Raw genomic sequence first — 13,458 nt, forward strand, 5'->3', positions numbered from 1 at the left:
GGTGATGATCAGAACGGCAATGGCGATCGTCATCGCCCGGTGCCAGTCGCCCGTCGCCGCCATCCAACCCAGGAATGTCACGAAGGCGGTGAGATGAACCACGGGCGCGTAGAGTGCCGACACGCGATCAGCGATGCGGCGATAGTGCGCGCTCGGCCTCGCCGTACCGATCGTTCAGGTGGTCGCCGCGCGGCGTCTGTTCGAGAACGGCATCATGGTCAAGGACGGTTCGGCCATGGAGCGCCTGGCGACGATTGATAACGCAGTGTTCGACAAGACCGGAACGCTCACGCTCGGACAACCCCGGCTCCTCAATGCATCGTCGATCGATCCGGCCATGCTGGCAATCGCGGCAGACATGGCCGCGCACTCGCGTCACCCGTTTTCAAAGGCCATAACCGGCTTTGCCGCTCCTGGCGGGCAACACAAATTCGATGCCGTCACAGAGCATCCGGGGTTCGGGATCGAAGCCACTGTCGCCGGAAGCATCTGGCGGCTGGGTCGACGCGGATGGGCTGGATGGAAGGCCCGGACCGGTGGTGAAGGCAACCATGGCTATGGCGGAACGGTGCTGACAAAAGACGGGTTCATTGTCGCGACCTTCGATTTCGAGGATGCGCTGCGCGCCGACGCGGCGGCGGCGATCAAGCGATTGAACGATACTGGGGTGTCGATGCAAATGCTGTCGGGCGATACCGCAGGTGCCTGCGGTGAAGTTGCAAGAATGCTGGGTGTCGAGGACTTCGTTCCGTGCCTGCTGCCGTCGGGCAAGGTCGAGCGCATCGAGACCCTGGCGAAAGACGGACACAAGGTTCTGATGGTTGGCGACGGCCTCAACGACACGCCGGCGCTGAGCGCGGCGCATGTCTCGATCGCTCCGGCCACCGCCGCCGACATTGGCCGCAATGCCGCCGACTTCGTATTCCTGCGCGAAAGCCTTCTGGCAGTGCCTCTCGCGCTGGACGTCTCGCGCAAGGCGGGACACCTGATCCGCCAGAACATCGCGATTGCGATCGTCTACAATGCCGTCGCCGTGCCGATCGCCATCCTGGGCCACGCCACGCCTTTGTTAGCGGCGATTGCCATGTCTGCCTCATCGGTGCTTGTTATTGGAAACGCATTGCGCTTGCACGGCTTCGGGGCGAATGCGACGCTGCAAGTTATTCAAAAAGTCGGACGCTCCGCAGTCAGCTATTCGGCATAATCCTCGTGACGACGTTGCTCTATCTCATACCAGTGGCCCTTTTTCTGGGTGCACTGGGTGTGTCCGGCTTCGTCTGGGCATTGCGAAGCGGTCAATACGAAGATCTCGACGGAGCCGCCGAGCGGATACTAATTGATCGGGACGACAAACCGGAACGCTGATTTCAATCCGCTGTGCATAAGATGCGCGGATCGCGCTCGTCAGTCGAGCCGGCTCGGTCGGGAACAAGCTGTCCATGCTCCATGCTCCATGCTCCATGCTCCATGCTCCATGACCATCTTGACCTAAGCTGCACACTACATTTGTGAAAAGCCTCTGTCGTGCGAAGGACTGCCTCCCATTGCACCCAGTATGAGGCGTGTGATGCCACGAGAGTACCTCGCGTGGCCGGACGAGAGCTTGGCAATGTGCGCACGGGTTCCAAAGTGGAACGTCACGGTCGATCACCTGACCGTGAACCGCCAGTGCCGATTGGTCATGTCTGGCTGATCCAGATCAGGGTCATACTCATCGGCGTGGTCTATTGACCAGTCTTCGACGGAGAAATGCATGACTTACGGAAAGATTGGTCGTCATTATCAGCACCTTCACGGTTCTGGGTTTTCTGTCGTGTGGTCGGCCATGCCTTGTGCTTACGGCGCAGCCATTAGCTGACCGGCGTCGTGTGTATCTCGCTTGCTGGCTGACCATCCGCGTGGCTTGCGCGGACAGGGGGCCGATCAACAGCTTTCGCCTTTGATGGGTTGTGTGCGTCGTTGCCGATCCATCCCGATTCCCGGCCCGCGCCTTGAGGCTATGCGACGGTACCGGAACCCAGCGCACGTCACGCGGTTCCGCGCGCGTGGTGTCCGCTCGTCACGACGATGAACGAACAAGCGGCTGGAGTACCATGAACACCGTACACATCATCGACTGCCACAATGCAAATGACTACTTCGCCGACAGGCAAGAGGGACCGATCGTGCAGCACTTGTTAAAGGCTGTCAACATCCGCGCGGAGCTCCAAATGGCGTTGAACCGAACGAAATTTGGTGAGGCTGTAGTACGAGCGATGGAGGCGGAGTGCGACGTGCTTCACATCGCCGGGCACGGCAATGGTGACGGGATCGCTTCGTCCAGTGGGCGAAGTGGCCTTCTTTGGGCTGACTTCGTAAAAATGTTCCAGGGCTCGCATCCAGCGCCGAAGATCCTCGTGATGTCAACGTGCTGCGGAGCATCATCGGGGTTGGGACGTGCGTTTTCGAAATCGATCAACCGTCCGAAGTTGATCATTGGTTCGAGTGACGCGCGCTATTTCGACGACTATGTCGCCGCGTGGGCTTTGCTCTATCGGCGACTGAATTGCAAGGACATCGACATCGAAGCCATGCAGCAGGTTCTTGATGAGATATGCGCGGTCGTGGATAAAAGTTTCCGCTACCTTGGCTGGGATGACGAGAGAGAGCGCTACGTTCGATACCCTCACCCTCGCAAGAGAGCCCGCTTCGACGTCGTGGAGCGTGAGTAGTATGCGCAAGGGTTCCAGGTGGAATGTGGCGATCGATGCGGCGCGGCCGTCGCTGACCAGCGTCGCGAGTGTCTCGCTTGCTGGCGGCGATCTGCGCGGCTGCGCGGCGAAAGGGCGGGATCGGTTAGCCGCATCCACCTCTGAGCGCTTTGAGTGCTTCGTTGCCGATCGATGCGAATCTCCCGGCCCAGCGCCTTTAGGCAATGCGGCGGGCACGGAGCTCATGTCACTCGGCTCAGTTCCACCGTTACACGAGGATAGGCGACCGGATGGCGGCACGCTGATGGGCTCTGACGATAATTTTGACATCGTTGTCGTTGGAGCCGGCCCGGTCGGCCTTTCGTTCGCTGCGTCGCTTGCCCAAAGCGAACTCAAGGTGGCAGTTGTTGAACAGAACACATTCGATAGTCTGGCGAATCCGGCTTTCGATGGTCGCGAAATCGCGCTGACCAACGCTTCGATCAGAACCCTTCGCGAGCTCGGCGCCTGGGATGTCATCCCGGCTTCGGACAAATCAGCACTTCAAGGCGCGCGCGTGCTCAACGGCTCGAGCGCATTCGCTCTTCGTTTCGATCCTCCCAGCAACTCTGGAGAACCGCTGGGGGTTTTGGTTCCAAATTGCCGGATCCGCGAGGCGCTGTTCAAAATCGTCCGCTTGCAGGATCGCGCCCGGCTGTTGTGCGGCCACTCGGTCGTCGATGCAACAAACAGCCAAGAAGGAGCAGTCGTAACGCTCTCTAATGGCGCGCGTTTAACTGCTCGGCTGGTTGTTGCCGCGGATTCGCGTTTGTCCGCCACGCGTGATCTGCTAGGCATCGGCGCCGATATCAACCGGCTTGGCCACTCGATGCTGATTTGCCGAGTGAGGCACGAGCGCGCCCACCACCAGATCGCCATCGAATGGTTCGATCACCATCAGACGATAGCGATATTGCCCCTCGCGGAGGGCATGTCGTCGCTGCTGCTCACATTGCGCTCAAACGAGGCCTATAGACTGCTTGCCTTCGATGATGATTTGTTCCTGTCGGAGTTGACGAAACGGTGTCGAGGGCGCCTTGGAAAAATGACCTTGGCAAGCAAGCGCCACACCTATCCGCTGGTCACGACCTGGGCGCACAAATTCCGGGCGCCGAGCGCCGCACTCATCGGCGACGCTGCCATCGGCATGCACCCGGTGACCGCTCACGGATTCAACATCGGTCTCAGCAGCCAGAAGCAACTCGCCCGTGGAATCATGACTGCGTGCCGCGACGGCCGCAATGTTGGCGACCCCGACATGCTGCATATATACGAAAGGCGGCTGCGCCTGTCGGCGGCGCCGCTCTACCATGCAACGAACATATTGGTTGGACTCTACTCCAGAGACCACCTGGCGGCACGGCTTGCAAGGCATCTGGGGCTTCGCTTTGCCCAACATGTTCCCCTTGTCCGGCATGGGATTTCGGCGGAGCTCCAGCGGTGATACTGCACCAGCAGTCGCATTTTTGCGCGTGCTGGGCGAGCGATGAGAGAGTGCATGATGCACCGGAGTAATCCTGCTCCCCGACGCTGATCTCCGATTGAAGAATTAACCCGTCCTTCAGGGGGGCTGCATAGGCTGCGGACAAGCAGGAGTAAGCAAGCTGACCCGTCCAGCCTTGGAAAAAGAAGATCCGCTGGAGGCGAGAATCCTTCAGGACCAGCTCGCTGATCTGAGGGCAGGCCTTTTCGTCTCAATGCCGATAAGCATTGTGCTGTCCGGGCTGATTTTGACCGTGCAGGCCCTTTCCGGGAACGGTCTTGCTGGCGCGGCCTGGTTTTCGGTCGTTAATGCGATAAATGCCGCCCGCCTTGCACTCGCCCGTCATCAGCTGAAGGAACCCGGAGTCCAGGATGATCTGACACGGGTTTGGCTGCGGCTTCGCTGGTTTGGCAGGCTTGCTCTTCTGGCGGGATTCACCTGGTCATTCCTTGCCGTCCTAACGGCTGGATACACGACGTCTCAAGCATCGCTGCATCTAATAATTCTGGCGGGCATTTCAGCTGGCGCGGTCACGTACGGCAGCTCATATGCTGCGGCAGCGATATGCTTCATCACACCGCCACTCCTCATTGCCGCCGCATGTTTGCTGACGAAGGGAGCCCCGGAAAACTACATTCTGGCTTTTGCCGTCCTGCTTTTCGAGGGCGGCCTGGTTCGATCCTCGTTCGTTGGACAAGCGCGCTTCCGTGACGCGAGCCGCCTGAGACATCAAGCCGAGCGGCTTGCCGCGGAAATGGAGCGCAATTCCAGGGAGGACCATCTTACCGCGCTCCTCAACAGGCGGGGCCTCGAACATGCAATCGATCAGTTTGAGAACACCGATGGACCCTTTGTGGCCATGCTGATTGATCTGGACGGGTTCAAATCTGTCAACGATACCTACGGTCACAGAACGGGTGACGAGCTGCTTGCCAGGATCGCCCGCCGAATAGAGGAAGAAGCACCGGAGGGCTCAACGCTCGCCCGCATCGGTGGGGATGAATTCGTGCTGGTTTTTTCTTCGCGAAAGAATTCTCCTTCTCCCACCAATCTCGCGTCCAATCTCATAGCCAAGCTTGCTCGCCCCTATCCTGGGATCGCATCAGTCCGCATTGGAGCGTCTATAGGAATCTACTTGGCTGAAAACCCCGGACTAACGGAAATGTTGTTGCGGGCCGACATCGCCCTTTACACAGCTAAGCGCCGCGGCAGGAATGAATTTTGTCTGTTCGATGCCGAGCTAGCCCGGGAGTTGCAACGCCGCCAGTCAATCGAACGCGATCTTCATTCGGCGATAACGATGAGAAGCTTGGTCGCTTGGTTTCAGCCAATCGTAAGACTCGAAACTGAAGCCGTCGTCAGTTTTGAAGCCTTGCTAAGATGGTCTCACCCGCTTCACGGTCCCATTTCTCCGCCCGAGATCATGACAGCGGCACGCGAAACTGGAATGCTTCAGCTGCTAACTCAAACGGTATTCGCCGACTGTTGCGCTCTTATCGAGGGCTTGGTCAAAGCTGACCGTCGTGATGTTCGTGTGGCGATGAATGTTTCACCGTGCGAGTTGGAAGCTGGCGATATTGACGAGATGATTCTTAATGGTCTGGCGGCAAAAGACCTCCCTGCAACGATGTTCGACATCGAGATTACCGAAGAAGCCCCAGTGGATCCGGACAGAGTGGATGAAAAGCTCGCCCGGCTTTCACATGCTGGCATTTCTATCGCGCTCGATGACTTCGGCACCGGTTTTTCGACGTTGGCATCGCTCAAGGACAGTCGGATCAGGAAGGTGAAAATAGATCAGGGCTTCGTTCGCGGCTTAGCCAAGTCCCGGGAGAATCGGCTGCTTGTCAAAGCGGTGATTGATCTTGGTAGGACGCTCGGGATCGAGGTCATGGCCGAGGGCGTTGAAACAGAGGCAGATCGGCAAACTCTGTACAAGCTTGGCTGCAGAACCGCGCAGGGCTTCCTGTTCTCTAAGGCAGTGCCTCTCCATTTGGCACTTGATTCGGTAGTAAAAGAGCACGCGAAGGAGTTGTGACCGGCCTCTCCGTCCGTGCTGCTCGCGGAACTTTCATGTGGGGTGGACCTGACGCGCGAAAGCCGTTTCGGACGGTAGAGTTATTACGGGGGCGAAACTGAGCACGTGGTTTGGATAGCAGCAATCCGGTCCACCGGCGCACATGCAGCGGCTTCATACAAGCGTTCAAGTTGCGAGATGAGCTTGAGTGAACGACGTCGGAGAATTGCGTCCTTTGGACGCTGGTTTCGCGGTTCCCGTAGGATTCGATTACGGGAAGCGTTCTTGGCTGCTTCTCGGCTCAGCGCTCATCGGGATGAACAACGTACCCGCGGTCAAGGTCTTCGCGACCTCAACCCAGTCACCATCCCGCAACAGCAGCGGTCGGGTCCTGATCAAGCGCTCAGCCTCAGCACAGGTGCTGGAGCAACGGTAGAGCGCGGAAAACGTGTATCGGAATGCGCTGGCTCACCATAGGAAGCTGCCACGGCATGTCGAATGTCCCCAGGGGGCGGACCGTTCCCTTGCATTTGTCTCGATGACGGGCTCTCAAAGCTAAAGCCAAGAGAGCTTTATAAAAATCGCACCCGATCGGCTGCGCAACGACGACCAGCTGAGGCCCGATCGGGTGCTAAGGTCGTGCCAAAAAAGGCGCGTCACTGTCGCATTTCTAGCCGGCTTGCGATCGGACGTCATCTCTTGGCGATCGCTGCCCCTTCTCTCAAATGCGCTTAGCGGCGCCGATGGCGAATAGCGCAAGCTTTTCCACCCGTTTCTACTCCACTACCGAGACTCGTCACCAACCTCCTTTTATTCGCTTCCATATGGCCCATCCTGTCTCCAATCGAGGAGGAGCGCGAACATGGGCCAAGCCGTAGAACGTCTCAGTCTCGGGAATTCTTCTGCTCGCCAAACTGCCGTTGTCGCCGGCACCATATTTGGCAGGGTGACAGTGCACGACAAGATATCAGGCGTTCTTGTCTGGGCTGAACTATGCTTGCAAGCCATAACCCAAAAATCGCCGATCCCTTTGAATTCGAGCCGGATGAATGGGTGTTTCAAAATTTTTGGCGGTTTTAGGCAGAACCCTCCGATGGCCCGCGTACCGGTCAAGCTTCGTGAGCACTTTAGGTTCGTCGATCAGGCATAGGTTTCTTTCCCATGCCACATGCTGGCCGTTTGCCTAGTTCGGAAGCCCTCGAGAGGCGTTGCTCGTCTTGGTATGGCGTCGCCCCTTTTTCCGATCCATCGGCCACGGAGCTAGAATGGTGTCTAGCTGTTGCCGCCTACTTGGTCATCCGGCATGGAGATGCCTATATACCGACCTTCGAAAGGCTGGAATACGAGGTCGAACAAATGCGGCGGAAGCTCGGAAATCGCGAGCGAGCGCAGCGCGTGCTGGCCACGCTCAACCTAAATGGCTCGGACAGCTGGAGCCGTGAGGTTGGTTCTCAAGGCCTGGATGGCGCCGCAATCACATTCGCCCGGGCGGGGTAAAAGCGATTTTTTGGAGCCACTCGCGCTTTTGCGCTAACGAAGGTCCCGCGCCGTATTTGGGCCGGATCCATTTGTGGCCCATCAGAGAAGCAATTACCTTCTCCGGCGCCTCAACTGCCGTCAGCCGGTCCTCGAAAGTGTGTCGCAGGCTATAAAGACTATGCTCGGAAGTCGGCAGAAGTTCCTTGCTGGCGAGCACCTTGTTGACGAGCGCTGAAAGTGACGCGGCCTTGTCGCGATAACGAGGAAAGCCGTCCGGATGGAGCTTGATGGCTGCAAGTGCGCCGCCAACCAAGGGAATGTCACGGGCTGAATGACCGGTCTTCAAGCGACGGCCATTGGGGCGCACCCGCACATGCGGGATTTCTCGATCGAGGTGGATTGTTTCGGTGGTGAGGTTTGCCGCTTCAGAAAGCCTGAGTCCGGTATCGGCAATCACATAGATTAGATGGCGGGCTTCGTCATTGAGTCCGTCGAGCGCGCCTTCAGCGAGTATCTTCTCCTGAATGAACTCCGCTGTGAACGCAGCGCGTTGCCCGGGGACGGCGCCGGAAAGACGCAGGTTTCGAAAAACCGGCTCCAGCTTGAGCTGGTGAGTCAGATCGACGACGCGCAGCATTTTCGAAACATGGCCGATGTCCTTGTTGGCCGTACCGATATCAAGTCCATCCTCAACGATCCGCTTTTGCCACCACTCGCGGAACGCGATTGCGTCGTCCCGAGTGAGGCTTGCGATCTCCTTGTCGCCAATGACTCCAACCAGATTGGCAACTGCGCGCTTTTTGGGGTTACGCCATTTCTTGATTTGGTTGGGCGACATGGTCAGCAAGTTCTGTTGCTCGATCGTCTCGAATTCCTTGATAAGACCGCTCAGGCGGACCGCTGGCCGCTTCTCCCCACCCATGACGGCCGAGACGTCCTGCGCGTCCTCGATCGATTTTTTGTCGAGGAGCAGCTTGATACGGGCCATGAGTTCGTCGAGCGGCCCCGCTGCTAGTTCCTCGTTAGTGCGATAGGCCAATCCAAATGACCGCGCGCGCTTCCTCGCGGCTTCGAAACGCAGCCCCGCCTCGGCGGATTGGCCTTCCCGCAGTCTACGCCAATACGCCTCCAGCCCCGCGCCGAGGCTTTGCACTGCATCTCGCGCCCGTACACCGCGGGGATCGTCAGCCACGGCGACGCCCGTGGAAATGCGTACTAGGCAGCGGCGATCAAACGCCGCGAATTCCTTCGGCACCCTGCGGACGAGATACCAGATGCCTTCACGTTTATGCGGCTTTGGCGCTGCGGAACGTCGCATTATCTTTCTCTAATGTTACACAGTTTGTTACACAGTCTAAGATATGTTTCGCTTCGTGCTGGTCAAGCGCAACAAGGAAGCTTTTGAAAGGAAAGGATTTTTATGGAAGCTAAATGGCGGAGAGGGAGGGATTCGAACCCCCGATGGGCTTGCACCCATGCCGCATTTCGAGTGCGGTGCATTCGACCACTCTGCCACCTCTCCGCGGTCATGGTCGGCCGTTGCCGGCGCGGCGCACTAGATAACGGCTGAACGGGCAGGTTACAAGGCCAATCCGTCAGTTATTTGGCTTGCCGGGCAAGCAGCGGATTCGCGACGGTTCAGCGGCGGCGAGGCCTGGGTAGGTTGGTAACCAGTCACGCGTGCTTGCCTCGACGACGGTCACGTCGTGCAGTCGTGCTGACACGCTCGATCCTTCGGCCGCCAACAACAGTCCCGACAACAGCTGTTTGCCTTGACTCGCACTCAACCTTCGGTTAGGGACAGCGCGCAATCGGCGTGGAGGGTTCTTCCGCGCCGCTTGTTTTTTGAACCCGCAGACTGACAAAAAGACGGCTGAACCGCCAGAGGCGGCTCATCAAGGCCGACCGAACAGCGAAAGGCAAAAAATGTTCGCAGTCATTAAAACGGGTGGCAAGCAGTATCGCGTTGCCGCCAACGATCTCCTGAAGATCGAAAAACTCGAAGCCGCTGTCGGCGATATGGTCGAGATCGGCCACGTCCTCGCACATGGCGAAGGCGAGAATGTCACGTTCGGCGCGCCGTTCGTCGACGGCGCGGTGGTCACCGCCGAAGTCGTCGAGCAGGGCAAGAACCGCACCGTCATCGCCTTCAAGAAGCGCCGCCGGCAGAATTCGCGCCGCAAGATCGGCCATCGCCAGCTTTTGACCACCGTGCGGATCTCCGAGATCCTGCTGGGTGGCGCCAAGCCGACGAAGACGGCAGCGGTCAAGGCGCCGAAGAAGGTGAAGGCCGAGGCCGCCACCGAGGTGCAGGCGGAAGCCGCGCCGAAGAAGGAGCCCAAGGCCAAGGCAGCCGAGACAAAGGCAGCCGAGACCGCGGCAGCGCCGCTGTTCAAGGCGCCCAAGGGTGAGCCGGACGATCTGACCGTGATCAAGGGCATCGGCCCGGTCGCAGCCAAGGATCTCAACGAGCAGGGCATCATCACCTTCGCGCAGCTCGCCAAGCTGACCGACAAGGATGTCGCCAAGATCGACGAGCACATGCCCTTCAGCGCCGACCAGATCAAGGACTGGCGCGAGCAGGCCAAGGAATTGGCGGCGAAGTAATTTTCTGGCGACCAGGTCGCCGGATCGGACTTGAAACGGAACGCGAACGCGTTCATAAGGCCTTTTAGGCGCCTTGCGGCGCAACGGAGTTAGTTAGATGGCACACAAGAAAGCTGGCGGCTCGTCGCGCAACGGTCGCGACTCGCATTCCAAGCGTCTGGGCGTGAAGAAGTTCGGCGGCGAAGCCGTCATCCCGGGCAACATCATCATTCGTCAACGCGGCACCACGTGGCATCCCGGCGTCAATGTCGGCATGGGCACGGACCATACGCTTTTTGCGCTCGAGACCGGCGCCGTGACGTTCAACAAAAAAGCCAACGGCCGAACCTACGTATCGGTCAACCCGATTGCCAAAGCCGCGGAGTAGCCGGTTCCGCACTAGAACACCGGCGCCCATCTCGGGAACCGGTGTCTGGCAAAGCCAGGAAAAGGATCAGGGGAGATGGGTTTCCATCTCCCCTTTTTCTTGTGCCTGGAGGACTTTCAAATGGTTGCCGAAGCGGAAGACTCAGAAGACGAAAGTTACGCGATAGACTGCCCGGTGCTGGTCACCGAGCGGCTGGTGATGCGGGCGCCCCACGAGGGCGATATCGCGCAGCTGGTCGAGCTTGCCGACAACCGCCATGTCGCCGAAATGCTGGCACGCATGCCGCACCCCTATGGCGAGGCCGAGGCGCGCGCTTTCCTGGCCATGACCAAATCGCGCCGGGCCGGCATTGCTTATGCCCTGACGCTGGCCGGCACCGACACCTTCGTCGGTTGCGCCGGCCTCAACACCACCGATCGCGGGCTGGAGCTCGGTTACTGGATCGGCGAGCCGCACTGGAAGAAGGGCTATGCGACGGAAGCAGCGCACGCGCTGGTCGATCTCGCCTTCCAGAGGACGTCGATCCAGGTCCTGCATGCCTCGACGCGGGTCATCAATCCGGCCTCGCGCCGCGTCATCCACAAGTGCGGGTTCCAGTATGCCGGCCAGGGCATGCTGAACTCGATCGTCGCCGGCCAGGTTCCCGTCGAGCGCTACCGGCTCGATCGCAAGACCTGGACCAGCCTGCGGAACTGGGTGCATTTCTGATGGATGACGACGGTCAAACCAATGGTCGACAGCAGCGATATTGAAACGGCCGCGATCGCGCCGATGACGCCTGGGGATATCGAAAGCTTTCATCGCGCGCTCGATGTCGTAGCGCGTGAGCGAAAGTACTTGTCCTTCCTTGAGGCGCCACCGCTGGATCAAGTCAGAAGTTTCGCAATGGATCGTATCGGGAGAGGCGATCCGGGGTTCGTGGCCGTTGTTCGTGGCGAGGTCGTCGGCTGGTGCGACATCTCACGCCATGATCGGCTCATCCATGCCCATCGCGGCTCCCTCGGGATGGGGATTGTTCCTCCCTATCGGGGGCGAGGGCTTGGACTGCGGCTCATCAATGCAACCTTGGCGCAAGCGCGCAGGGCCGGTTTCGTCCGCATCGAACTCTCCGTGCATTCCGACAATGCTCGCGCCATCTCTCTCTACGACAAGGTCGGGTTTGTCAGGGAGGGCGTGCAGCGCGATGCCGTCCATGTCGACGGGGAATACCGCGATACGATCATGATGGCGATCGTCGAACGCGAAAACGCCGCCAGATGAATGGCCATCAGCCCAGTTCGACCCACACCGGCAGATGGTCCGAGCCGACTGCCTTTCGGTCGACCCACAGACGCTGCAGGGATCTGGCAAGCGAAGCGCTGGTAAAGATATAATCGATGCGCTTGTGCCGGCTGGGATCGGTGGGTTGCTTGGGATCGACCCAACTGATGAGATCGTCGCCGGTGGCGTTCAGCCGCAAGGCGGCATCGACGGCGAAGTCGGCGGTCAGCGGCATGCCGAATTCATGGTCCGGCCGGCCGGCGAGTTCGACATATTCGGGTGAGCCGGCCAGCATGTTGAAATCGCCCATGCCGACAAAGGCTTCGGGATGCGGCAGTTCCGGCAGGCCGATCTCGGCGACGCCGGACAGTGCTCCGCCTTCGAGCGCATAGTTCAGCATGCGTTGGCGCAGGAACTGGATCTGGCTGGCGCGTTCGAGGGGGCTGCGGTGATCGAGATGGATGGAATAGAAGCGGATGAAACCAAGCGGCGTCTCGATCAGCGCTTCCAGCGCGCCGCGCTGGAAGTTCATCATCTCGAAGCTGCGGCTGCGCGGCAAAAGCAGGTTGCGCGACAGATGAATGGGCGTCCTAGACAGCACCATGTTGCCGAGCTGGAAGGTTTTCGTGACGGCACGGCCGTTGTCGATGTGCGAACCGATATTGGCCTCGAAATTGCTGCCATAGACGGCGAAATAGTCGGGCAGCGCCTCGCCGATCTCGGCGACCATGTCGCGGCCGCCATTCCGAGGATTGTTGCGGGTCACCTCCTGCAAAGCGATCACGTCGGCGCCGCGCACGGCATCGGCGATGCGCCCGACATCGTACTGCCCGTCGAGGCCGATGCCGTACTGGATGTTGTAGGTTACAAGCTTCATTCCGACGTCTCTCCGGCCAACCCCACATGGCCATTGTCACAAAACGGCCTCGCCCTTCGCCGCGCCTTGGTTTAGAGCAAGGGCCAAGGTTTAGAGCAATGCCGCAAAGCCACTAGTAGAAACTGTACAATCTCATGAAATTTCTCGATCAAGCCAAGGTATACATCCGCTCCGGTGACGGCGGCGCCGGTTCGGTGTCGTTCCGGCGTGAAAAATTCATCGAGTTCGGCGGGCCGGATGGCGGCGACGGCGGCCGCGGCGGCGATGTCTGGCTGGAGGCGGTCGACGGGCTGAACACGCTGATCGACTACCGGTATCAGCAGCATTTCAAGACCAAGACCGGCGTCCACGGCATGGGCCGCAACATGACCGGCGCCAAGGGCGCCGACGTCACGCTGAAAGTGCCGGCCGGAACGCAGGTGTTCGAAGAAGACAACGAGACGCTGATCTGCGACCTGACCGTGGTCGGACAGCGCTTTCTGCTGGCCAAGGGCGGCAATGGCGGTTTCGGCAACCAGCATTTCAAGACCTCGACGAACCAGGCGCCGCGCCGCGCCAATCCCGGCCTGCCGGGGCAAGAGCTCAACATCTGGCTGCGGCTGAAGCTGATCGCCGATGCCGGCATTGGGCAGCCCGACC

The 13,458-nt window shown here is 59.5% G+C and carries 10 protein-coding genes, 1 tRNA gene and 2 pseudogenes; 10 read left to right on the forward strand and 3 right to left on the reverse strand.

Annotation, left to right across the window (positions count from 1 at the left end):
- Positions 1–145: 145 nt before the first annotated feature.
- From EN879_RS08115 to EN879_RS08135, 5 genes and pseudogenes are all read left to right on the forward strand, one after another.
- Positions 146–1,204 (forward strand): annotated as a pseudogene (locus tag EN879_RS08115) (HAD-IC family P-type ATPase); the annotation flags it as partial.
- A gap of 5 nt (positions 1,205–1,209) precedes the next feature.
- A complete protein-coding gene (gene ccoS / locus EN879_RS08120; protein ID WP_081714250.1) occupies positions 1,210–1,365 on the forward strand; it encodes a cbb3-type cytochrome oxidase assembly protein CcoS in 156 nt (51 codons plus the stop codon).
- A 728-nt stretch (positions 1,366–2,093) separates the two neighbouring features.
- On the forward strand, positions 2,094–2,711 hold the full coding sequence (locus EN879_RS08125) for a hypothetical protein (RefSeq protein WP_063169219.1): 618 nt from the start codon (positions 2,094–2,096) through the stop codon (positions 2,709–2,711).
- A gap of 280 nt (positions 2,712–2,991) precedes the next feature.
- Positions 2,992–4,173 carry a 5-demethoxyubiquinol-8 5-hydroxylase UbiM gene (ubiM, locus tag EN879_RS08130; protein ID WP_024502870.1) on the forward strand — a complete coding sequence of 394 codons (1,182 nt, stop codon included), beginning with the start codon at positions 2,992–2,994 and terminating at the stop codon, positions 4,171–4,173.
- A 175-nt stretch (positions 4,174–4,348) separates the two neighbouring features.
- Positions 4,349–6,250: an EAL domain-containing protein gene (locus EN879_RS08135; protein ID WP_082826564.1), complete on the forward strand. Its 1,902-nt coding sequence runs from the start codon at positions 4,349–4,351 to the stop codon at positions 6,248–6,250.
- A 1,453-nt stretch (positions 6,251–7,703) separates the two neighbouring features.
- Here the strand turns inward: EN879_RS08135 and EN879_RS08140 are convergent.
- Both EN879_RS08140 and EN879_RS08145 read right to left on the reverse strand, forming a co-directional pair.
- On the reverse strand, positions 7,704–9,026 hold the full coding sequence (locus EN879_RS08140) for an integrase (RefSeq protein ID WP_063169217.1): 1,323 nt from the start codon (positions 9,024–9,026) through the stop codon (positions 7,704–7,706).
- Positions 9,027–9,140: 114 nt separating this feature from the next.
- Positions 9,141–9,230 (reverse strand) — tRNA-Ser (locus tag EN879_RS08145).
- 404 nt (positions 9,231–9,634) lie between these two features.
- Between EN879_RS08145 and EN879_RS08150 the strand changes: the two genes are divergently transcribed.
- The 4 genes from EN879_RS08150 to EN879_RS08165 all read left to right on the forward strand — a co-directional run bounded on the left by EN879_RS08150 (position 9,635) and on the right by EN879_RS08165 (position 11,942).
- A complete protein-coding gene (locus tag EN879_RS08150) occupies positions 9,635–10,315 on the forward strand; it encodes a 50S ribosomal protein L21 (RefSeq protein ID WP_013529062.1) in 681 nt (226 codons plus the stop codon).
- 97 nt (positions 10,316–10,412) lie between these two features.
- Entirely contained in the window at positions 10,413–10,682 is a 270-nt protein-coding gene (rpmA, locus tag EN879_RS08155; protein ID WP_013529063.1) for a 50S ribosomal protein L27, read from the forward strand.
- A gap of 120 nt (positions 10,683–10,802) precedes the next feature.
- A complete protein-coding gene (locus EN879_RS08160; RefSeq protein ID WP_024502874.1) occupies positions 10,803–11,390 on the forward strand; it encodes a GNAT family protein in 588 nt (195 codons plus the stop codon).
- Positions 11,391–11,411: 21 nt separating this feature from the next.
- A complete protein-coding gene (locus tag EN879_RS08165; RefSeq protein WP_027163447.1) occupies positions 11,412–11,942 on the forward strand; it encodes a GNAT family protein in 531 nt (176 codons plus the stop codon).
- A gap of 7 nt (positions 11,943–11,949) precedes the next feature.
- Here the strand turns inward: EN879_RS08165 and EN879_RS08170 are convergent, their stop codons facing one another.
- A complete protein-coding gene (locus tag EN879_RS08170; RefSeq protein WP_013529066.1) occupies positions 11,950–12,819 on the reverse strand; it encodes an endonuclease/exonuclease/phosphatase family protein in 870 nt (289 codons plus the stop codon).
- A gap of 134 nt (positions 12,820–12,953) precedes the next feature.
- On the opposite strand from EN879_RS08170, the pseudogene obgE reads away from it, so the two are divergent.
- A pseudogene (gene obgE, locus EN879_RS08175) lies at positions 12,954–13,458 on the forward strand (GTPase ObgE); the annotation flags it as partial.

This window comes from Mesorhizobium sp. M7A.F.Ca.AU.002.02.1.1 (assembly GCF_003998535.1).
GTDB lineage: Bacteria > Pseudomonadota > Alphaproteobacteria > Rhizobiales > Rhizobiaceae > Mesorhizobium > Mesorhizobium ciceri.

What these genes read in the sequence shown, in the direction of transcription:
- EN879_RS08125 (WP_063169219.1), top strand. Translation starts at nt 2,094, where the DNA reads ATGAACACCGTACACATCATCGACTGCCACAATGCAAATGACTACTTC.
- EN879_RS08140 (WP_063169217.1), bottom strand. Translation starts at nt 9,026, where the DNA reads ATGCGACGTTCCGCAGCGCCAAAGCCGCATAAACGTGAAGGCATCTGG.
- EN879_RS08150 (WP_013529062.1), top strand. Translation starts at nt 9,635, where the DNA reads ATGTTCGCAGTCATTAAAACGGGTGGCAAGCAGTATCGCGTTGCCGCC.
- rpmA (WP_013529063.1), top strand. Translation starts at nt 10,413, where the DNA reads ATGGCACACAAGAAAGCTGGCGGCTCGTCGCGCAACGGTCGCGACTCG.
- EN879_RS08160 (WP_024502874.1), top strand. Translation starts at nt 10,803, where the DNA reads ATGGTTGCCGAAGCGGAAGACTCAGAAGACGAAAGTTACGCGATAGAC.
- EN879_RS08165 (WP_027163447.1), top strand. Translation starts at nt 11,412, where the DNA reads ATGGTCGACAGCAGCGATATTGAAACGGCCGCGATCGCGCCGATGACG.
- EN879_RS08170 (WP_013529066.1), bottom strand. Translation starts at nt 12,819, where the DNA reads ATGAAGCTTGTAACCTACAACATCCAGTACGGCATCGGCCTCGACGGG.